We start from the raw sequence: 21,180 nt of genomic DNA on the forward strand, positions 1-21,180 counted from the left end.
GCCGCCGTCAGTGCCATCAACATGAATCAGAGCATCAGCATCAAGGGTTTTGAGCTTGCTGGGTTTCTTGGCTGAAAACTCCAGCACCTCCTCACCATGGTCGTGGTCGTGACCGTGATGGTCGTGGTCGTACTCTTTTGCCATGACGAAGGATAGTCGTGCTGAGTTTATACTAAAAATTAGAAGTATTTATAGCCGAAACATATCTGGCGCTAGCATTACATACCTCCAGTGATCCAATTGCCAATTACGACTGCCAGTAACGTTGTGTCAAGCGGAAAAAATTCGCGAGACCTATGAAATTCTGGTGATAACGCGCAAAGCGGGAATCTGCTTAATCACACAACGGAGATTTAATTTTATTCTGATGTTCAAGAGTAATGGCTTTCAGAAATGCCGATGTCCATCAAAAGCTGGTTGTTATTCTACCCTTAATGCGCTTACTTTATGAGAAGTTTAATTGCCGAGGTGACTATATGTAATCATTGTTAAATAACCATTTCAAGGCAAGCATCCCTCAAAAGGTTTGATTTTTTGGCGGGTTATTTATATATTTGAGTAAATCCAATGGTTTAATATTCTAGATTGGAAGTAGATCAAGATGATCTCCCTCTTGAAGTCCCATTTTTTCGATTGTCCCTTCGCGAAACTCCAGCCAATGATCTACCTTTTCAGAAGATTGGTAGGACTGGCATAGATCTGAATCAGTTTCTAAACAAATTGGCGTTTTTTCAAATAGGTCGATAATTGTTCCCTTCTTCAAGAAGACGATATCCAATGGTGCCAAACAATTATACATATATACAGATGCCTTATCGACTTTTTTGAGGGGAAACATCATCCCTCTTTTGTTGGGTAGTGATTCTCTTTGCATCATACCAAGTGATCGCTGGAATGGAGTCGTAGCCGACTCAAGCTTGATTTTTTTACCGTTCTCAAAAACAACTTTAAAAGTGGGCTTTAATCTCTGTTGTGAATGTAGGGAAACCTCGCTTGGGCTAACTGTTTCAATTGTCGTGTGGATATTCCGCTGCACTGTTGTTAATAACGTTCCTCCATTGTAAGGAAATCTGATGATATCATCATGTGTTGCGTGAACAATCTGATCACCTTCATTCGGATTGAAATCAGCAATAACATCATTCCCTTTGCTGATAATAAAATAATCGGCCCCTGCTCCCCCCGTTAAAGTATCGTCACCATCTTTTCCATCTAAAATGTCACTTCCGTGGCCACCCAGCAGCTTGTTGTTATTTTTGCTGCCGATCAAATAATCAGGAGAATTGCTTCCTCTGAGTGTCGTTTTTTGCCCCGACTTAACACGCGTGCGCTTGGACTGCCAAGAAGCTTTTGCCATGAAAATATCAGTATTAACTAATTCTAGCCCATCAAGATGAACATAGGCGGTTCGCAAGCATTCGACATTCTTCTATGGCTACAAGCCAACGACCTTTGCTTGTCACAAATCCCTGCTACAACGAATCGGTCACGATCTGCTGCAACGACCTAGATTGTTTTGGGGTCTTCACTTCGATTAGCTATGTCGGATGGATATTATTGCGGTTACAAAGTTTTTTAGCCCAGTGAACTTTGAACGTGTTCTCCAAAGGACAGAAAAAAAAGGTATGTACCCTATCTTTAATTGCAACTATCCTTCGACGGGCGGTGGTGAGATCAGTTTCAAGTATCCAGCGGAGCAATAAGCTGCAAGACGCCCACTAATTGATCTTGTTCGACTATGACGCGCAACGCCAACCTGCGCTTGAAGAAACCGATGCAGTTTTGCTGCTTCATTACCTCAGTGGTGAACAAGGACTCACTAGTAGTTAAACTCTATTGAAAATAATCAAATTTACCCTCTGATTCTAAAGAATTAATCCGCCATAGAGTTTTCGTCATATCACGCACCTTCGTCGTTTGAATTATCCCTGTCATTTTTTGTTTATTATGTTTCCTCTAAATATTGATCTTTTCTGTCCGTCATAATCTCATTGATGGTTGCTATCTTGCCCTTAATGACTCTGTCTTTGGTGTCATCTCAAGCGAATAAATGATTTTCTTGGTTGTGAATCGTACCTTAATTATGATTCCTTTTGAGCGTGGTGTTCAGGCTACCAACCTTCTTCTTGCTCCGACCTTTTGTTTTGCCACGGGTATGACGATTTCTCTTATCTTTCATTCTTTCGGCAGCCACGTAATTTGCAGATTTTGAGCTTGCCCAACAGCAGCAGCAACGCAATTTTCCATTGATGTCGGTTCTTTGCGATGAACCTGTCAAATGAACAATGATTCTTAGATTGTTTCTTCAGTTTTTCCATTTGCAGCTTTGACACTGGTATTGTTACTGTATTGATCTCAATCTTTGTTGTCTGTTTACTTCAATGATTCTCTAAGTTAATTCCGTTGGTTTATTAGTCTATGGACATATTTTTATACAGTGGTATCCAATCGTTGCTTGCTTACTGAATCCCTGTGACTGCATCCCTTTATGCTATTTTTGCTGGCATAGGCTAATTCCCGTTTCTAATTTAGCTTATTATTTCTCTGCTATCCGCTTCTCAAGGAGTTGGAAGGCTCTAGACTTTGTTGGCAGCCTTGCCATGAAATACTTGCATTAGTGCGAGAATCACTAGCTCGCTTGGTTTCAAGATAATTCTCTAATCTCTGTCTTGTTGAGTCACGATAATCACCATGTTCGTCAATGTTGTCCAATTACTAATGCGTTTGGTTTCAGCCCTTGGATCAAACTTGATCAAAATACTGGAAGTAATTCTCCAATTCAATCCAACTATCGCAAACTGGCTTGAATTTTTGGGTCATCAAACGATGTAGACGTTGATTTGTGGGATGAGAGATGAAGCAACCTGCTTTTACTGGTGAACCAGTTTGATGGATGTTGGATGATTCGTCATAGTGTTTAAAATGCGCTGACCGCATTACATCACAAAGAAGCGCTAAAGGTGCGCCCGTTGATTCCCAGCCAGGGTCAACCCATAGTTTTCCGTAGCGCAGCATATCCTGTGATATGTAGTGGCATATTAACCATCCAACAATTTGCCCATTTGATTTTAGAACTCTGCTGTATTTTATAGACGGTTTCCAATTGATAGAATCGTCTGCTGGATTCCATGGTATACCGTAATCGTTCTGCTCAGAATATTTAATTCGTTCTTCCCATTGATCAAATTCGTTCATGCTGTAAGGTTCGATTGTCCATTTCACTGGCTGAAGCATTCGTTCTGTAGATCTTTCCAGTCTTTTTAACAGAGGGCCTACTTTCTTGAGGTTTGAAAGCGTAACAACAATTTTCCCGGGGTACTTCATCCAATGACCTGTATTTCCGGTTAGCAAACGAATGAATTGACTATACGAACCTGAATTTGGACACCCAATATGAAAACCATCCCATGACATGGTTTTGCTGAAATTGGTTATATGTTTCAAAAAAATCAAACCAATTTCATATTTATTGTATTCACCGCTAATGGAGATGCATAAAATACTAAGAAGAGTTCTTTTTTTTCCTTCAGGGCTGCAGGATGTGATTATTTTTGCAAGTAGTACACCGCCATCGCTCGAAGTCCTTTGGTTACCTTTTCTTTGAAGATTGAGAGACCAGCCGATCACATCCCCTTCGGTGTATGTCGGCCCTGGGGCAAGTTTGTCCAGATAATTGCGAAGTAGCGGTGATAGAAGGCCTGCACACTGGTGGGCCGTCTTGGAATGAATCATCTCAATATTTGTTGAATGCTTACTCATTTCTGGTTCATCTGTTGTTCGTGAATGTTATCAAGATCAGTCTTGTACAACAACATCAGGTTGGGCGAGACTGCCAGAAGCTTCGACGGGTATGCGGTTGAAATAATTATATGGTTCTGAAATGAATTTGACCGCTGACGGTGAAACAGACTTCTTCATTTTTGAGGCCATCGGCGTAGTCTAGCAAGCAAATAATTGATTGGATTCGAATTGTGTATCATTTTTTGATGCTATAACATTGCAAATTGTCGGTTCCGTTGCCCAGACAGCAATCTTTTTCCCGCTCATGCCGCCAATCATTAAATTACCCAAGTATTCTGGCCTATAGGCTGATGCATTGATCATTTGTTTCCGGCATTGCTTGCCTTTATCAGAAAACGTCTGAAGGTGAGGTTGATGCGTGATGTTGAAATTTTTCGACGGGTCGGTACGCCATGCATCCAGGCCTGCTGACACCCTGGATGCATGATCAGAAGATCACCATCGTTCAAATGCAACGTGTGTTTTTCTTTTGCTTCTTGTTTGAGGCGTAGGCAAAAATCCCTGCTGGCGCCAAGTGAAAGTGAGGCGATCGGTTCCGCCTGGTTGATCTCGGGCTCGTCGTCGGCATGCCAACCCATGCGGTCGTCACCGCTGCGATACAGGTTGAGAAGGCATCCGTTGAACCTGGTCCCGCTGGCTGCGCTCACCTTCAACAGCAGAGGGATGAACCACTCTGGCCAACCCGTGCCCTGATGCACCGTGCCGCTGTAGCGGTAACTCAGTCCATCGGCCGCCAGGAACGCTGTCATTCGCGGGACTGGGTGTCGTCGCCCGTACAGCGTCACGATCGGTTGCTGCCAGTCGATCTGTTCCATCAATCGGATCCGCCACCATCTGGCTTCATCGGCTGGCAACCACGACATCTGAAGGGTCCATGGTTGCCCCCCTGATTGAGCAGACTGTGTCACGACGCAATTGATCTGCTGTGACGTCCACTCTCGTGATTCTTGGGGCGAGCCTTATGGATGCCGGCAATATTGCTGGTCTGGCCCCCGTGATCGGACGCGAGCCTTTTGTTGACTCGATCTATGACAAAGGGGGAAACGTTCGCGCCTCCGACGGCTCTGTGCTGGGTGAGCATTTCGTGCGGCGTATGGGTGGCGACCCGATGAATCGTCAGCTGTTTGATGTGCTCTCGATTGAGCCTGCGCAATCCGTCGATGTTCACAACTACGCCCATGGTGGAGCTCAGTCTGATGGAGAACCCAGTCAGTCGTTGTTTGGTCTCCGCGTGGGGATTGGTTTGGCCGATCAAGTTCAGTCCATGCAACAACGTGCTGACTTCTATCAATCGCATTCTGATGTGGATGTTTTGATTTCCTCCGGCGGCAATGATCTTCTCAACACCCTTGGTGACCTGAAACCTTTTGAACGGGTTTTATCAACAGAGAAAAACAATGACGACAGACGTTTCATGCGTTCCATTAGTCGTCCCATCAGCCGCAACATCATCCGTGCCGTTGATGACATCACAGGTCTCGTTGATGAGATGGTTGTGATTGGTACGCTGCCAATCAGCGAGACACCGCGGGCCCGCAGACGTGCTTCAAAAGTGAAAGGCGCACGACAGGAGGATGTTCTTGAACTGCTCGACGCCATCAGTCTTGATCTTCAACGACGGCTCGGCAAAGCCTTTGATTCACGCCCTGACGTGGCCTTGCTCGATGGCCGCTCCCTTTGGACGCAGTTGGACAATCCCGTTTTTTTGGATGATGAACATCCGAACAGTCGCACAAGCAAGCGATTCGCGACCCTTGCCGTTCCACTTGCCGCTGAGCAGTTGCAGAGCTTTGGATTCGATGCATGAATCACCAACGCTCCATGACGACCAGTGAAGCGTGTGGTGGGTTGCGGTGAGAAGCCTCATAGAGTTCTGCAATGGGCGCACGAATCACAAAAGCTGAGTTTCTCAAGCGCGCGAAGCAACGCTTCGGCGATCAGTACGACTACTCCGCCATTCGCTGGCGCAGTTTCAAAAGCCCGGTGAAGATTCGATGTCGGAACCACCCAGTGCAGGTGATCTCGATCACCCCTGAAAAGCACCTGCAGACCCTTGGAGGCTGTCGTCACTGTCTGCGAGAGCGTCGGATTGCTTCTCTGGAGCGCGAACTGAACCGCAAGCCTGTCGACCGTTGCCTGGTGAACGCCCCCTCGCCGTCAGGCGCTGAGACTCACGCGCTGATAACAGAACCAGAGCCACTGCTGGAACAGCAGATTCCTGTGTGATCTCCACAACGTCTGGGCCTGGTCTGGATTGAAATTCTCGGGAGGGGGCACATCACCCCGTGCCTTGTCACGCTCCATCTCCGTACGCAGGCGTCCCACGCTGTATTCGGGGTGACCGAGATGCATCAGTTGCCGCTGGTCAGGCGTTTCGAAGATGGTATATCCCACCCGCTCGCCATGGGCGAGCAAGCGCAGGCGGCCCTGACGCTGAGCGGATTCCATGGCGGCATCCTCAAGGCCGGCATGGCGGCTTTGTGGGCAGACGAAGCGGTCGTCCTGGGTGCCCATCAGTGAGTGGCCAGGCACCAGGCTGCGCAGTGGATAAATCCCAAACAGCTTGCGGTCAAAGGAAACCTTGTCCACGCCTGCCAGATAGGCGAGGGCAAACCCAGCCCAGCAAAGTCCGAGGGTGCTCGCGCAGTTGCGGCGCGCCTCCTCGATCAGTTCCACCAACTCCCGCCAGTAGCTCACCTGCTCGAAGGCGAGATGTTCCACAGGGGCACCAGTGATGATCAATCCGTCCAGTGGGCCTCTGGCCATCGCCTCTTCCCAGCTGATGTACAGCTCATCGAGGTGGCCCTGATCCCAGCTTTTGTAGGCGTGGGAATTGAGACGGATCCAGATCGGTTCGATCTGGAGCACCGACAGGCCGAGGGGGTGCAGCAGGTTGAATTCGTACTGCTTGCCCAGCGGCATGATGTTCAGGATGCCGATCCGCAGTGCGCGGATGTCCTGGCGTTCCGCCTGTTCCGGCTCAATCCAGGAGATCCGGTTGCGTTCGACCGACTCGATCTTGTGGTAACTGCGGGGAAGGATCAGCGCCATGACGGCTGGGTTGGCGTTTAGGTCAGAACAGCGAGGGCTTGCTCGAAGTCGGCTTTGATGTCGTCGATGTGCTCCAGTCCCACGGACACCCTCACCATCGTCGGCGTCACCCCTGCAGAGGCCTGTTCCTCCTCGCTGAGCTGTTGATGGGTGGTGGAGGCCGGATGGATCACAAGGGTTTTGGCATCGCCAACGTTGGCCAGATGGCTCGCCAGCTTGAGACTGTCAATGAACCGCACGGCATCGTCATAGCCACCGGTGAGGGAGAACATCAGCATGCAGCCCATGCCTCGACCGGTCAGGTACTCCTTGGCCCGGCTGTTGTATGGATCTCCAGCCAGCCCCGGGTAGCTGACATTGGCTACCTTCGGATGCCCCTGAAGCCAGCTCGCGAGGGCCATGGCGTTGTCGGTGTGACGTTCCACCCGAAGACTCAACGTCTCCAATCCCTGGAGGAGCAAAAAGCTGTTGAACGGGCTAATCGCCGGGCCCCAGTCCCGCAGACTCTCCACGCGAGCACGCAAAGCGAAGGCGACGTTGCGGTTGTCCGGAACGCCCAGCATCTTGCAGATCTCGCTGCCGAATCCGAAGGCATCCCAGTGGACGAGGCCGTGGTAAGCGGGACTCGGCTGGCTCATCAGTGGAAACTTGCCGTTGCCCCAGTCGAAGGTGCCGGCATCAACGATGACGCCACCAAGGCTGGTTCCATGACCTCCGATCCATTTCGTGGCACTTTCCACCACCACATCGGCACCATGGTCAATCGGCTTCATCAAAGCCCCGCAGGCACCCAGAGTGTTGTCCACGATCAGTGGGATGCCGCGTTCCTTCGCCAGTGATGAGAGTCCTTTGAAATCGGGAATGTTGAAACGAGGGTTGCCCATCGCCTCGACGTAGATCCCTTTTGTGTTGTCGTCGATCTTGGCGGCAAAGCTCTCCACTTCATCGCCATCGGCGAAGCGAACGTCGATGCCGAGGCGCGGGAACTGCACCTTGAACTGGTTGTAGGTTCCGCCGTAGAGAAATGATGTGGAAACAAAGTTGTCTCCAGCCTGCATGCAGTTGGTGATCGCCAGGAACTGTGCGGACTGTCCGGAGGCCGTTGCCACCGCTGCCATACCACCTTCCAGCGCCGCGACCCGTTTTTCGAAGACATCGGTCGTGGGGTTCATCAGACGGGTGTAGATGTTCCCGAATTCCTTCAGCCCGAAAAGATTGGCTCCATGTTCAGCGTCGTTGAACACATAGGAGCTTGTTTGGTAGATCGGCACCGCCCGTGCATTGGTGGCGGGATCAGGGGATTGGCCGGCGTGTAGCTGAAGAGTTTCGAAACGCAGGGACATCTGGCCGTGACGGTGTGCTTCTTTCTCTGTTCTAGACGTCGGAGAGGTTTCTAGGCCTCGGTGAGTTCCTCCTTGTCCGTCTCGGCCAGAGATGGGAACTGGCTGCGCATCACAGCCTGAATGTCCCGCAAAGCATTGCTACGGAATTCTGCTGCTGTGTCGGCATTCAGCACGGGGTAAACCTGGTCGCTCACCTCGTCACCCCGCAGGTGGCGCCACCGGCTCGATTCCTTCTCTTTCAAGGCATTGAGCGCGGCCTGAAAGTCGTAGTTGCGAGTGGATCCCAGGGCTGCCGCCTGACCGGCCAGTGTTTCGCGCACCGGCCCGAGGGCCTTTGCCTTCAGGGTGTCGGGCAGGCCGAGTACGGGTTGATAGTGATCGAGCAGCTGAAGCTCAACATTCAGCAGAATCGGCCAGGCCCCCTGCTCTCCCTCTGCGGTTTCCATCGCTGCTTCAGCGGCCTGCATGGCTTCGAGGTGGAAGACCAGCCAGCGGTAGTAGGTCTTGTCCTTGGTGGATTTCTTGGTGGAGCCCCGTCCTTTGACGATGGCTGGCAGCACGTGTTCAGCCTTGCGCAGAAACAGTCGGTCGTCCCGCTCCAGGTTCATGGCTCCCCAGCGCTGCCTGTACTCCCAGAGTTCGACGTAGCGGTTCACATCCGGCTCGCCCCAACCGAGGGCTTTCAGCTCATCACCGCGATGGGAGGTTTCCTTCGGCACCCGTTGGATCATTCACGCCAGTTCTCAGCGTAGAAGGCAGCCTTCTGGGGATCGACTTGGGGGACTCACTGCGGGGCCCTGCTGGACGGGTGCCGCCGCAGATAGTCCTGAACGCTGATCGGTGTGCGTTGGATGTATCCAACCGGGAGCCAGAGATCGCCTGTATCGGCATTGAAGTGAATCTCCCAGTGATAGAGGCCGGTGTAAGCGCTCGGGTCCTCTTCGATCAGCGAGGCGTACAGCATCACCGCCTTGCCGTAGTAATCACTGTTGTTGTAGCCCCAGAGGCCGCGGCGGATGTCCTGGAGACCACCGCGTCGCACCAAATAACGCGCTGCTGCCTGGATCGCGTCGTGGGGATCGCGGATATCCCCTTGTCCGATTCCTGCTTCAGCCCAGGTGGTGGGCAGGAACTGCATAGGCCCCTGGGCATTCGCCACCGACACACCATCGATCCGCCCCATGCCCGTCTCCACGAGATTCACCGCAGCCAGCACTTCCCAGGCAATGCCGGTGGCTGCTTCCGCTTTCTTGTAGTGAGAGATCAGCTGCTCGGCGGGTTCCGGTTCAATGATTCGCCAGGCCGGCAGTACCGAGGGGCGTCGTCCCCGGCTCATGCGCAGGAACTCTCTACGTGCTGCCAGGTGCCGTTCAGCCACACTTCGCCAGCGCTGGGGCAGTGCGGCAAGAACCAGCTGGGAGTGCGGAACATCGGCCGACAGCACCCGATAGATGACCTGCTGTTGGTGGCCAAGGTCCGGCAGCTGCTGCTGCGGTGTGGTCGGATCGCGAAGAGCTGTTTCCACTTCCGCCAGCAGGGTTGCCGTGCTTGTCGGGTCGGAGGGGACAACGGGGTAACGGCGTTGAACCGGATCTGCCTGAACAGGTGCAGCTGCCACGGACTCGACGGCTGTTGCGCTCCGCTGTTGACTGTGCAGAACAGCCATCGAGACTCCCAGAACAGTGATGAGGGAGGGGATCAGCACGATCGGACGGATCCGCATGGCAGCTGCTTGACGACGTTCGAACTTAAAGCCGCTCAGGGCTTAAGGAAGGTGCTGCGGCGGTGGAAATCGGCCTTGTCCTGGTCGTGGCGCAGCGCCCAGTGGCTCACCCCCAGGGTCTTCTCCTCCAACACAGCGGTGAGCGACATGTCTGGGCACAGCCCTGCTGGCCACCAGGAGCTCAAGGGCAGGCGGGCATCGAGTCTGAGTTGATGATGACGACGTTTCAGCCGGATGACGGGAGGACTGTCGAGCTCCTGATTGCGTTGTCCGTCGCGATAGCGATCGAAGCGGTAAACAGCCCAGTCTCCATTTGGAGACAGGTTGATTTCCCAGTAGTTCTCATCTCCTGGAATTGCCAGAAAGGCTTCACAGCAGGTGGTTTCCCAGAGATGATCCCGACGCTGCCCAGCGGGCTGCACACCGTCGATCAGGCCATCGGGAAGAACAAGGTCGCCGATGCCTCCAGAGGCCGGCATCAAAATGCCGTAACTGAGCTCAATCCATCCGTCTGAGCTCCAGATCAGTTCAGCGCTGAGCCGCACCTTCTCAGGCAGCTGCTGTTCAAAGGCCACGAGGCTCGACGCCTGGCGCAGCATGACTGCGGGACGAGCCACGTCAGGGATGCCCGGCTTCAGGTTTGGTCAGATCGTCCACCAGGCTGCGGATCGCAGGCAGCTGGGCTTCGATGCTTTTGGTGAGCTGAAATTGCACGGCGGCTCTGCGGAGGTTGTGGCCCGGGTCATCGGTATGAAAGTAGACGTCACCCTCCAGGTGATCGGTGAGAAAACGCAAACCCAGTTCAAGAGGAATCAGACGGATGCAGTCCGGCAGGTAATGCAGATCCCAATCGCTGAGAAAACCACGCGCCACGCTGAGATATCCCGCCAGGATCGCCTCACAGAGAGATAGGTCGAAATGTGCATCCTCTGGGTTGTCCGCTTCTTCTCCCGCTGGATTGCAGCAGGAGCGCAAACAATCCCCGATGTCGTAGTGGATCAGGCCTGGCTTCACCGTGTCGAGATCAATCAGGCCGACGGCCTGACCGGTGGATTCATCAATCATCACGTTGTTGATCTTGGGATCTCCATGGATCGGCCGGTGCTGCAGTTCACCGCGTGCCAGGGCGCTTTCCAAAATGTCGATTCCGAGTCGGCGCGTCTCGATGAAGCCGCAGGCCTGGTTCAGCAAGGCATCGCCAGGATCAGGGGGTTGCATGCTGACCACCTGATCGTAACGATCTAAATACGTTGGCGTTACGTGGAAGTTCTCCAGCGTGTCGGCGAGGTTGTTTGCAGGGAGGTCGCTGATCAGGCTGTGGAACATGCCGAGGCCATAGCCCACTTCGCGGGCGTGCTCACGGCCCCGGATCACATCGGTGGTGGTGGCTGCACCGATGTAGGAAATCGAACGCCAGAACTGGCCATTGTGTTCAACCCAGAGAAACTGTTGGCGACAGGGCACAACTCTGGGAACCTCCCAGCGCCTACCTCTCAGTTCCGGAGGGGGTACAGCCAGCCGCCTCTGGACGTGGTCGCCGAGAGCGACCAGGTTGCGCATCACGAGATCGGGTCGCTCGAACACATTGGTGTTCAGACGTTGCATCACGAAAGCGCCGTTCTGTCCGCCCTTGTAAGTGCCCTCATGGGTCACCAGGAAGGTTTCGTTGACGTTGCCGGAGCCAAGGGCTCGGATCTCAGTGATCCGTTCGCGCGGATGGAAGCGGTCAGCAATGGCTTCCAGGGCTTCGGACATCCTTGGTCGCAACGGTCTCAAAGAAGAACCATCGCGTCATTCCAGGGAGCGACCAGGGTTTGGTGTGCAGAACAGCAGCCGACTCAACGGTTTTCAAGACTCTTGGGGTGTGGGTGTTGCTGAGCTTTCGTTGGAACTGCTGATATGAGCAATGCACCAAGTATTGGAAGGAACTTCATTGGGTGCATTGTTTGAATTTTGTTGCCCAGGCATGCTGAAGCGCCTAATCAGAAATCTTATCTATGTACCGATCCTTTTACGCTTTTAAACAGGCAGTTCCGGAACTGATAAATTCGATTGATCCTGGCTTCTGAAGGGTCCTCTTATCTTCAATCGATACTTCGTCAACAGCTTTGAACGTGTGATTAATGTGGCCAATAAATTTCTGGCAATTGGTTTGACTTGTAAATTGGTGTTTAGAGGTTTTTGTGTAATGGGTAACGAATGGGAAATTGTTCTGAATGATTTTAATTTTGTTGCATTGATCGGGCCCAGAGCATCCACCTCTACACCACCCTCGATCGTTGCAGATTAGTTGAGGAGATCACGATTGGGCCAGTGAAGATGTTGTGGAGAGAAGAAACAAGCCGATGAGTGGCAAGAGTTTCATCGGTTGCATCGTTGCGTTGATCGGCTTCAGGTTTGATAGCAATTCGCTATGGATCACTGATGTTCATTTCAAGCAAAAATCGCTAGCGCTGGTGTTATTTTTTGTCGGTAGACGTTTGAAATTGCAAGCCGTTGTCTATCAGTAATGGCTAAGCTATTAACTGCTCCTACTGATGATCTAGCGACGTCTCGATGACATCCATTAATTTAAGATAAGCGGGAATTCCAGACTCTCCAGCTTCCTCTAGATCCACATCACGCCGCATGGCACTTCGGGCATTGTCGGCAATCACGGCATTCACCACCAGATCCAGAGCTTCAGGAACCTCCAGGTTTTGCAGGGCTTCCGCATAACGACGGCTGTGAATCGGCCGCACAGATTCCTGGCAGTAGTTCGAGAGCTCGCGGCTTTCCGTCATCACCTGGAAAGCTGTTTCCTTGACTGCAGGGCGTCCGTAGATCGCCATGTACAGCAGGTTCACCATGGAGCAGTCGTTGACGGGAATGGCATACCGACGGGCGATCTGAGGCCAGAAACGCAACGACTTCAGTCCTTCGAGGGCCCCACGCCTGAGACCCGAAGCCTCACACCAACCCTCCAGTTCCTCCATTGAGGCTGGGCAGCGACCCTGCTCTCGCATCTGCTGGGCCATGATCTGACCCGCTTGGAAGTTACGGGTGGGTTGGCCTGAAACAGGCAGCATCATGCTGCCGCGCACATCGGCCACCATCGCTGTTAGCTGGGTGAAGGTGTGGTCGCGCACCTTCTCGAAGTCCCCATCGCGCACAAGGGTGGCTTCGATGCGTGGAACGGCGTAACCGAGTTCGGTGAGCGGGATCGGCTGGCGGTGATAGAGCCTTTGACGATCGCTGCGAGCCATCGACACAGTGGCGGCCTGGTCGAGGCACTGATCCAGCAACAGGGTGAGCAGCGTTGGCAGCACACCGGGATTGTCCTGATGAAACCCATATCCAAACCCCGCGAACACCGAGGCCATGTTTTTAGCGGCTTTGATGTATTGCCCTTCAACGTTGTGAACCCCAGGTGAAACCTGAATGTTGGGAGAGAGGCGGTCCAGCAGCTGCGCCCCGAGCATCGCGGTCAGGGCATTGGGGTGGCAGAAGTTCGCTGTGAAGCTGTCAAAGGGGTTCCGCAGAGCACCGTGACGGTGGAACCCTGAGAAAAAGGCCAGGTTGGGCTGTTTCTCACACAGCACATAGGCACTGTTGCTGATCGGGTCATGGTTGAAAGATCCCGCCAGGCAAGCCAGAACGACCTGCTCGCGTCCGAATTCCTCTCTCAGTCGACAGGCTTCCAGCAGGTCTTCCTCGACATAGCTGCTGTTTGCACTCAGCACGACCAGGTCGCAACGCTGAATCAGATCGGCAAGTGTGTTGGGGATGCGTTCGCCGTTGACGCGATGACTGCCCATGTCGAGCACCGTCTCGACATGGCCGGCATCCATGCTGTCGGTTGCCTCCTGGGAGAAGGCCCCCAGCAGTTCTCGACCTGGCCTCACCGCCAAAAGCAGTCTTCCGGCCTCGTTCTGCATGGCGCAGTTGTACGCAAGCGAGGCTGGGTAGAGCCCAACGCTGTAAAAGCCAACCTTCGCGTTGTCTAACTCCAGGACCCGTTCCCGAATCGAACGGGCGTCCAGGCTGCGATCGAAGAAGGAATTCCGCATTCGTGGAGCCTACGAGGGCCCTGTTGGTGAGACTGGTTCTGCGCTCCCATTCCATGATGACGCTCACCCTCTACGGAGCCCCGCAGACCAGGGTGTCGATGCCGCGCTGGTATCTCGAAGAGAAGGGCATTCCCTATGAGCTGACGATGCTGGATCTTGCAGGTCAAGAGCATCGAAAGCCGGACTACCTGGCCATCAATCCCTTCGGCAAGCTGCCCGCGCTTGTTGATTCCGGCATGGCCGGGGGCGATGGTCAGCCGTTGTCTCTTTTTGAATCGGGAGCGATCCTGCAACATCTCGAGGATCACTACAGCGGCGAGCAGAGGTCTGCCGTGGAGCGATCGCTCACAACCCAATGGCTGCTGTTTGCGAATGCCACCCTGGCCATTGCTTTGTTTGTTCCCAGCAACCGGGAACGGGAGTTTCCCCGCCTCATGCAGGAGCTCAATCGGCAGCTGGCATCTGGTCGGCCGCTTGTGGGTGAGTCCTGGGGGGCTGCGGACTGTGCGGTGACGGCCTATCTCGCCTACCTACCGATTTTCTTCCCGCAAGAAGATCTTTCTCCATATCCAGCGATTCAGCAATTGATCGCTCAAACGCGTCAGCGTCCGGCTTATCGCAAGGTGATGGGCATGGACTGACGAGCGCGGTGTATTGCGGTTCAATGCATCGGTGCGATGTCCCGCGATCGCTCTGAGTTGCTACAGGTCTTCAGCATCGTTCTGGCGAGTGCTGCCTTGTGTATCGCTTGGCTTGCGATGCGGCTTCTCAGTCAACCAATTCCGATTCGGATCGAAGGAGGGTTGGATGTCGATCGACTTGTGATGCCAGCCAGCCTCACGATTGAGGCGAAACAGCCCTTGCCGGTGGTGGGCGTGGTGGACGTCAAAGATGAGGTTCGCATCGCCGATGATCCCCTCCTGTCGATTCGTGGTCCTGTCACCGTGCGCGAGATCAAGGCTCCACTACAGGTGAACGCTCAGGCCAGTGTTGAGGGGGCCGTGCAGATTTCCAGTCCAGACCCCATCTCGGTTGACGGTGATGTTTCCGTGGACGGGGTCGTTTTGATCGAGGGCAAAGTCGATGCTTAGGTGCGTCCCAAGCTGCTGCCCTGACCGACAAAGAACTGACCGTCCCAGCTCGGGTGTCTCAGCATGGGAGTCAGGGAAAGATGGGGATCTTCTGCCTAACGCGTGATGACGGGTTCGCAGCAGCAGCAACAGAATCCAGGCCCAGTGGTCGACTTTCGACCCACCACCCGTTTGCAATGGCTGTTCGCCTGTCGCTGGCCCTTGGCCGTGGTGATATCCAGTTTGATTCTTGCTGGTGCGTTGCTGCGGATTCTCAGTCAACCCATTCCGATCCGCATCGATGGGGGTGGTATCAACGTGGATCGTCTCGTGATGCCATCCTCCGTCACGATTCGGGCTGATGGGCCACTACCTGTGACCGCCGACGTCACTGTGGATGGGGACAGCAGACGTGATGGTGATCAGCCGATTCAGATCAGTGGCCCTGTGAGTGTCGATCGCATCGCATCACCGGTGGCCATCCAGGGCGATGTCGGTGCCCGTCTTAAAGGCACTGTTCAAACCACTGTCGATTCCATTCAGGCTCCGATCAGGCTCAAATCGCCAGTCTCGATCGCCACGGAGGAACCAATTCAAGTCAAAGGCGGAGTTACTGTTGATGAGCCTGTCGTTGTGGATGGAGCGGTTGATGTCAACGGTGAAGTTGACGTCTCAGGCGCTGTTGGCATTGATGGCAAGGTTAGAACGCGAATCGGGTTCTGATTTGGTTTCGGTCTACGACATCTTGTTGCGAGGTGCCTGGCCATCTCCAACGGTGAGACCCTTCTGCCAGCTGGCGGTTTGCTTCAGCAGAACAGCCATCAGTACAGCTATTGACAGTGCTGGCCATAACCAACCATCCCAGCTGATCAATGCTGCAGACGTCCACAAGCCTCCCCACAGCCAAGGTCTGATCGCTTGAATCCGTCGCAAGGCGGTTGCACAGCTGCGGCAGTTCACCGTGTGACTGTGATAGCGATCCATCAGGACGTCAGTCCCCTGTCTTGGAGGTAGTGGTTGACCCGCAAATGGCTCGCCACCATTGCCATTGATCCAGCGATGGAGAGCAGCCACATAGACATCGGCTCTTGTAGGCAGAAAAAAGGCGCGTTCGCTGGCTGCGCTGCCACCGTTCCGCTCAAGAACACGCTCCTGCCAATGCAGGAAGACCTGGTCGTCCTCGAGAACCTTGTGGTTTCCGATGTGCTGGAGCCATCGGGGCCGCAGGCCGATCAGCAGTTTCGGGGCAGCGGCCTGAAACTGGAAGGGAAAACGTGCAAACAGTCGGCATTCCCCCCGGCGGATCGGGACGGCGTAAACAACGGTGAGGATGCGTGCGAATCCCTTGGCCGTGAGGTCATGCCACATCAGCTGGGGTGCCATGAATTGGGTGGCCTGTGAACCGAGTGTTCCGCGACGTGGGCCCTCCTCCCAGTAGGCCTCGAATCCATGAGCGTCCTCTCGGGTGATCGTGGCCAGAACCGGAGATGCGTTCTCGCGTTTGCCCACGGTTTTGTGGTGTGTGAAGGGAACGTGGCTCACATCCAGGACGTTCTCCAGCAGGGTGACGGCATCCATTGGGAGATCGCGAAAAGTGTCCTGAATCGTCCAGCTCTCGGGCTGTTCCTCGAGGACCGGTACCAGTGGCAAGGAGGTGAGATCAGCCGCATCCGGAGAGCCCATCCAGACAAACAACAATCCCTGTCCGCTCGCGGTCGGCAAACTGGCGCAACGGGATCGTCGGCCCTCTGATTTGGTCCCCTCCTCCGCCTGAGGGATGGTTTTGCACTGGCCGTCTCCATCAAAACTCCAGCCGTGATAAGGGCATTCCAGTTGCCCCTCTGCGTTGAGCCGGCCTTCGCTGAGGGGAACCAGACGGTGAGGGCAGACATCCGGGAACACCCTCCAGCTTTCTCCAGCGCTGTCCCACCAGATCACGAGATCACGTTCCAGCAACGTGAAGCGACTGGGTTTTTTCGGATCAAGATCCTGCAGGTAGGACACGGGCCACCATTGCTCGGTCCAGGTGGGATGCATGACGTCCACAACGGAGGAGGATCATGATCGCGAAATGTCCTCCCAACCGACTTGAGGCATCAGCAGATTGCATTCGTGTTCTGTTGCTGAGCTTGTTGGGAGGCTGGCGTCGGGTTCCTGATGCTCAAATTGTGTATTCGCTTGGACTGTTCAGTTCTTCCAGGAGACTTGTCGATCCCAGGCAACTCAAGAGCAACAGGAAGACGCGCTCAGTCGAAATATCATGCAGATCAGACAGGTGATCGATTCCAATGGCTGCTCATCATGTGCATCCCCACTCCGGCAATGATGGGCAGCTCAAGCAACAGGCAGTGACGACCAACCCGGATGCTTTGCCTCTTGGCTTTCCCTGCAGCTTGCAGACGGATCTTTTACAGTGGAACGAACAGGTTGTTCAAAAAGATCAATTTGGAAAATGGAAGCTGATTCTTCTCAATGCTGAAAAGTTTCATGCTGGCAATGTTGCCATTCTCAAGCGTGGAAAGGATGTTGTTCTGATTGATAGCGGTTGCGCAAAAAACTATGAAAAGCTCGTCAAAAAGATCACCAAGCAGGATTTCGCGCCCTTCTTCCTGGTGAATACCCATGCGCATCCTGATCACACTGGCGCCAATGATGAAATGGTTGATCAAGGCGCCATTGTTCTGGCCCATCGCAACGCTCGCGAGCATATGGTTGGCTACGGAGTGCCAGGAGAATCTGGTCTTCCCGTTGTCACGTTTGGTCGCAGCATGTCGATCTATGCCGGTGATCAACGCATGCGCTTGATTGGTCTGGCACCAGGGCATGCCGATGGTGATTTGGCTGTGTGGGTACCGGATTTGAATATTCTTCATACCGGAGATATTTTTATGAGCAGCGACTATCCCCTGATTGACGCCAATAGTGGAGGCACAATCCTTGGCCTCATAAGATCAATCAATAGAGTGGTTCGTATTTCAGATAAGGATACAGTTGTGATTCCCGGGCATGGAGATCTGGCAGGGCGCAAGCAGCTTTTTCAGTATCAAAAAATGTTGAAAAACATCAGCGAGGATGTTCGAGAATATAAAGATAAGGGTCTTGATGTTGAGGCAGTCAAGGATCTTGATTTAACCAAAAAATATGATAAAAAGTGGGGGTCAAGGTGATTTGATCTCGGGTCGGCAATTTGTTGGGTTTGTCTACAATACATTGCCTGAGAAAAAAGCATCGTCATCGGAAAGGCTCGTTTCTTACAATAGCTTCAACAAGCAAGATAATGAGAATGCTGCTGCTGAGTTCGTCAGTTTGTTTGCAAAGAATGCAGCTCTTGTGCCCGGCGACAAAGGTCAGGCCTTGCTGAGCCTGGATCTCAATCAAATCGTTGATAAGACTCTCGATTCTGTTGGAATTGATGGTCTTACGGGCATATCATTACGCGACCATTCCCCAGGCAAAGATTTGATTAACTCAGCAGATCTATGCTCGCAAGTGCAGCTTGATTTTGAGTTGAAAAAAGCTTCGGCCGAAGAGAGTAGTGATGTCCTGGAGGGTCGTCTTGAGGGTGTGAATGTTCGCAAGAAGGTGGTTGAGCTTGAGTTTGTTTTTGATGCAGCTGACCTCAGTGATGAGCGTTATCTTGGTTTGGCTCAGACTGAATCCATTGAGCTTGAGGCTGTTCGTATTGGTCAGACTTATGCCTGCTCTGAAGCGGTTGTTTGAGCCTGTGGGGTAGGACTCAACTTTAGTCGTATTTTAACTTTTAAGCCGTAGGTTATATTGAGTCTGATTCTGGAAAGTCTCGATCAAAAATTAATTTAATCCCCTTAATGAAAAGCTTAATGAAAAGACTTTCACCTGAGCGTTTACACGACGAACTTGCTGATGTTGATGACCTGCTGATCGTGCAGGATCTGGACGGCGTCTGCATGCAGCTGGTCAAGGATCCGCTGACTCGGCAGATGGATCCCCAGTACGTCGAAGCGGCAGCACGCCTGCGTGGCAGCTTCATGGTGCTCACCAATGGAGAGCATGAGCGGCGCCGAGGGGTGAATCGACTGGTGGAGAGAGCACTGGGAAGCAAGGATCGCCCTGGTCGAGATGGGTTGTACCTTCCGGGATTGGCAGCAGGTGGCGTGCAGTTTCAGGATCGATTCGGCGACATGAGTCATCCCGGCGTGAGTGTCGCTGAAATGGATTTTCTCGCAGCAGCTCCACAACGGATGGAGTCGCTTCTGCTCGAGCGCTTGCCTGCCCTGCTGCCTGAGGTCGATCCAACCCAATTGGCGCAACTCGCGCATCAGGCCGTGTTGGACACCGAGGTGTCCCCAACGGTGAATCTCAATGGTTTATTTGGGCTGATCCCCAATGATCTGGAACGGCAGAGACAACTTCAAGGTTTGCTGGAAGCGCTGATGGAGCAACTGCTTCAAGAAGCGACGCAGCAGGGTCTGGACGGCTCATTTTTCTTACACGCAGCCCCGAATCTCGGCTGGGATGCCACCGGTCGTGAACGGATGAAACCGTCTGTGGCAGGTGATGTTGGCACCACGGATATTCAGTTCATGCTCACCGGTTCTCTCAAGGAAGCTGGTTTGCTGGTGCTGATCAATCGCCACATCGCAACGCGCTGGGGCGAGGCACCTCTCGGCAAGGATTTCAACGTGCGAACGGCGCCACGCACCCATCAAGCTCTGATGGACCTGGCCAGAGCAAAGATTCCACAAGAAAAGATGCCACGGTTGGTGGGTGTGGGAGACACGGTGACCTCCACTCCTGCGCCCGACGGGCAGGGGTGGCTGCGTGGCGGCAGCGACCGTGGCTTCCTCACCCTGTTGAAGGATCTTGGCCAATGGTGTGGTCAGAGCAACCGCGTGATTCTTGTGGACAGCAGTCACGGAGAGGTGGATCGCCCCGGCTTGGCTGATGAAACGCTGGCCGGGATCAGTGACCCTGAGGATCCTTTGCATCTCGATGTGCTGATGCCGTCTGGGCCGGAGGGCTACATCCAATGGTTTATTCACCTATCAGAGCGTCGCTCGCAGCGGGCTGCTGATTGATCCATTCCGTTGACGGGGTGACCTTCAGTAGAAATGGCATCTGGGTGATCGATGGTTTGCCGCCGCTCACCCAAACAGCCTGCTCCTCACTCCAGAGACGGGTGCCTGGAATGATCAGGCGGGACTTGGAGGCATGGTCTGGCAGGTAGGCGGCCAGAAAACCTTTCTGTTTCACAAATTGCTCCAGATCCGGGAAGTAGACCCCATCGGCCGTTTCCACGAGTTCCAGCTTTCCATCGGGGCGGAGGCCGTAAATGATCCGCACGTCGGCGAGCTTCATTTCCCCATAAACGCCTTCGTAAGACTCCGGAGGTTCACGTGTGGTGTTTGTAAACGCATGAAGTCCACCAATGAACAGTTGCAGCTCCTGCTCGAGCTCTGAAGTCAGGGGTCCATAGCCAAACTCCAGCTCTCCGTCCTTGGTGATTCCCATCCAAGCCCGTTCGCGTGCGGCCGTGAGGTTTCCGGCCCGCCAGGTGCCATTGGCCAGCATCAAGTCGCCATGCAGAACCATTCCGAGTTCACCGTTGCCCTGTCCACGCGCAAAGGTGGGGCCTGAGGTGAACAGCAACGCCTGCACATCTTCGTTTGCTTCCATTTCACGGTTCCAGCCGCCGAAGAAGTCGATCGAGATCCAACGCGGATCAAGCACGGCGCTGTGATAGCCGATCTCGACCCGCGTTCCGTCTGTTCGCAGCAGTTCAAGGCTTTGATCCTGCTTAAACACCACCAGTTCGTCCCGCGTGGGTGGCGGCGGCGGTGGCGGTTCAGGTTCCGGCAACAGTTCACTGATCACAGGTGAAACGCCTTGATCCAGTCCTCCCTGTGGATGCAACAGGACGGCAGTCAGGATTCCGAGCAACCCTGAGGCCAAGCACAGCAACACCAGGGGTAAGGGACGCACGAAGGGTGTGGAGACAACGCTGGAAAACAGGACCAGTTTGAATCGTTAAGAGAATCGAAGCAACGTTGGGGATTGTCTTTTTCTGGAAGGCAATGGCTTGCCGTTGTCTGTTCATGACGCGACATTCAGGCACTTCACTTGGAGATCCCCTTGATGAATCAGGCTCACCACGACACTGGTAA

The 21,180-nt window shown here is 53.6% G+C and carries 21 protein-coding genes; 8 read left to right on the plus strand and 13 right to left on the minus strand.

The features are described 5' to 3' along the window. Window positions 1-580: 580 nt before the first annotated feature. The 4 genes from SYN9616_RS0102405 to SYN9616_RS0102415 form a co-directional block, all read right to left on the minus strand. Window positions 581-1,357 carry a DUF192 domain-containing protein gene (locus tag SYN9616_RS0102405; RefSeq protein ID WP_037990608.1) on the minus strand — a complete coding sequence of 259 codons (777 nt, stop codon included), beginning with the start codon at window positions 1,355-1,357 and terminating at the stop codon, window positions 581-583. A 323-nt stretch (window positions 1,358-1,680) separates the two neighbouring features. Further along, complete coding sequence (locus SYN9616_RS18055) at window positions 1,681-1,812, minus strand: hypothetical protein (protein ID WP_255326785.1); 132 nt, start codon at window positions 1,810-1,812, stop codon at window positions 1,681-1,683. A gap of 930 nt (window positions 1,813-2,742) precedes the next feature. Continuing rightward, a complete protein-coding gene (locus SYN9616_RS16995) occupies window positions 2,743-3,759 on the minus strand; it encodes a hypothetical protein (RefSeq protein WP_156918632.1) in 1,017 nt (338 codons plus the stop codon). 341 nt (window positions 3,760-4,100) lie between these two features. Then, a complete protein-coding gene (locus SYN9616_RS0102415; protein ID WP_028951708.1) occupies window positions 4,101-4,709 on the minus strand; it encodes an alpha-ketoglutarate-dependent dioxygenase AlkB in 609 nt (202 codons plus the stop codon). Window positions 4,710-4,726: 17 nt separating this feature from the next. Between SYN9616_RS0102415 and SYN9616_RS0102420 the strand changes: the two genes are divergently transcribed. Beyond that, the gene (locus SYN9616_RS0102420; RefSeq protein ID WP_156918633.1) at window positions 4,727-5,608 is read left to right on the plus strand and encodes an SGNH/GDSL hydrolase family protein; all 882 of its coding nucleotides are present in this window, start codon (window positions 4,727-4,729) and stop codon (window positions 5,606-5,608) included. A 71-nt stretch (window positions 5,609-5,679) separates the two neighbouring features. Continuing rightward, complete coding sequence (locus tag SYN9616_RS0102425) at window positions 5,680-6,027, plus strand: hypothetical protein (protein ID WP_028951710.1); 348 nt, start codon at window positions 5,680-5,682, stop codon at window positions 6,025-6,027. Here SYN9616_RS0102425 and SYN9616_RS0102430 read toward each other — a convergent pair. From SYN9616_RS0102430 to SYN9616_RS0102465, 7 genes are all read right to left on the minus strand, one after another. Continuing rightward, the gene (locus tag SYN9616_RS0102430) at window positions 5,959-6,852 is read right to left on the minus strand and encodes a homoserine O-succinyltransferase (protein WP_028951711.1); all 894 of its coding nucleotides are present in this window, start codon (window positions 6,850-6,852) and stop codon (window positions 5,959-5,961) included. The two genes, SYN9616_RS0102425 and SYN9616_RS0102430, sit on opposite strands and share 69 nt — an antisense overlap. A 17-nt stretch (window positions 6,853-6,869) precedes the next feature. Continuing rightward, on the minus strand, window positions 6,870-8,195 hold the full coding sequence (locus SYN9616_RS0102435) for an O-acetylhomoserine aminocarboxypropyltransferase/cysteine synthase family protein (RefSeq protein ID WP_028951712.1): 1,326 nt from the start codon (window positions 8,193-8,195) through the stop codon (window positions 6,870-6,872). A gap of 50 nt (window positions 8,196-8,245) precedes the next feature. Then, window positions 8,246-8,914, minus strand: a complete 669-nt coding sequence (locus tag SYN9616_RS0102440) for a hypothetical protein (RefSeq protein ID WP_028951713.1) — start codon at window positions 8,912-8,914, stop codon at window positions 8,246-8,248. Between the two features lie 65 nt (window positions 8,915-8,979). Beyond that, the gene (locus SYN9616_RS0102445) at window positions 8,980-9,918 is read right to left on the minus strand and encodes a transglycosylase SLT domain-containing protein (protein WP_028951714.1); all 939 of its coding nucleotides are present in this window, start codon (window positions 9,916-9,918) and stop codon (window positions 8,980-8,982) included. A 35-nt stretch (window positions 9,919-9,953) separates the two neighbouring features. Further along, on the minus strand, window positions 9,954-10,535 hold the full coding sequence (locus SYN9616_RS0102450; protein ID WP_028951715.1) for a DOMON-like domain-containing protein: 582 nt from the start codon (window positions 10,533-10,535) through the stop codon (window positions 9,954-9,956). Between the two features lies 1 nt (window position 10,536). After that, window positions 10,537-11,673 (minus strand): phosphotransferase enzyme family protein, encoded by a 1,137-nt coding sequence (locus SYN9616_RS0102455; protein ID WP_028951716.1) that lies wholly within the window; start codon window positions 11,671-11,673, stop codon window positions 10,537-10,539. A gap of 776 nt (window positions 11,674-12,449) precedes the next feature. Beyond that, window positions 12,450-13,967 (minus strand): hypothetical protein, encoded by a 1,518-nt coding sequence (locus SYN9616_RS0102465; protein ID WP_028951717.1) that lies wholly within the window; start codon window positions 13,965-13,967, stop codon window positions 12,450-12,452. A gap of 56 nt (window positions 13,968-14,023) precedes the next feature. Between SYN9616_RS0102465 and SYN9616_RS0102470 the strand changes: the two genes are divergently transcribed. From SYN9616_RS0102470 to SYN9616_RS0102480, 3 genes are all read left to right on the plus strand, one after another. Further along, a complete protein-coding gene (locus SYN9616_RS0102470) occupies window positions 14,024-14,608 on the plus strand; it encodes a glutathione S-transferase family protein (protein WP_028951718.1) in 585 nt (194 codons plus the stop codon). A 36-nt stretch (window positions 14,609-14,644) separates the two neighbouring features. Beyond that, window positions 14,645-15,058: a hypothetical protein gene (locus SYN9616_RS0102475; protein WP_028951719.1), complete on the plus strand. Its 414-nt coding sequence runs from the start codon at window positions 14,645-14,647 to the stop codon at window positions 15,056-15,058. 105 nt (window positions 15,059-15,163) lie between these two features. Further along, a complete protein-coding gene (locus tag SYN9616_RS0102480) occupies window positions 15,164-15,760 on the plus strand; it encodes a hypothetical protein (RefSeq protein ID WP_051410919.1) in 597 nt (198 codons plus the stop codon). 12 nt (window positions 15,761-15,772) lie between these two features. Here SYN9616_RS0102480 and SYN9616_RS0102485 read toward each other — a convergent pair whose 3' ends face one another. Then, window positions 15,773-17,074 (minus strand): Rieske 2Fe-2S domain-containing protein, encoded by a 1,302-nt coding sequence (locus SYN9616_RS0102485; RefSeq protein WP_028951721.1) that lies wholly within the window; start codon window positions 17,072-17,074, stop codon window positions 15,773-15,775. A 251-nt stretch (window positions 17,075-17,325) separates the two neighbouring features. Between SYN9616_RS0102485 and SYN9616_RS0102490 the strand changes: the two genes are divergently transcribed. The 3 genes from SYN9616_RS0102490 to stpA all read left to right on the plus strand — a co-directional run bounded on the left by SYN9616_RS0102490 (window position 17,326) and on the right by stpA (window position 20,094). Further along, window positions 17,326-18,204 carry an MBL fold metallo-hydrolase gene (locus SYN9616_RS0102490; protein ID WP_028951722.1) on the plus strand — a complete coding sequence of 293 codons (879 nt, stop codon included), beginning with the start codon at window positions 17,326-17,328 and terminating at the stop codon, window positions 18,202-18,204. Window position 18,205: 1 nt separating this feature from the next. After that, entirely contained in the window at window positions 18,206-18,757 is a 552-nt protein-coding gene (locus SYN9616_RS0102495) for a hypothetical protein (protein WP_028951723.1), read from the plus strand. 119 nt (window positions 18,758-18,876) lie between these two features. After that, window positions 18,877-20,094 carry a glucosylglycerol 3-phosphatase gene (gene stpA, locus SYN9616_RS0102500; RefSeq protein WP_028951724.1) on the plus strand — a complete coding sequence of 406 codons (1,218 nt, stop codon included), beginning with the start codon at window positions 18,877-18,879 and terminating at the stop codon, window positions 20,092-20,094. Here the strand turns inward: stpA and SYN9616_RS0102505 are convergent. Then, window positions 20,051-20,998, minus strand: a complete 948-nt coding sequence (locus tag SYN9616_RS0102505; RefSeq protein ID WP_028951725.1) for a hypothetical protein — start codon at window positions 20,996-20,998, stop codon at window positions 20,051-20,053. The two genes, stpA and SYN9616_RS0102505, sit on opposite strands and share 44 nt — an antisense overlap. Window positions 20,999-21,180: the final 182 nt, after the last annotated feature.

The sequence above is a fragment of the Synechococcus sp. CC9616 genome (assembly GCF_000515235.1).
Classification (GTDB): Bacteria; Cyanobacteriota; Cyanobacteriia; order PCC-6307; family Cyanobiaceae; genus Parasynechococcus.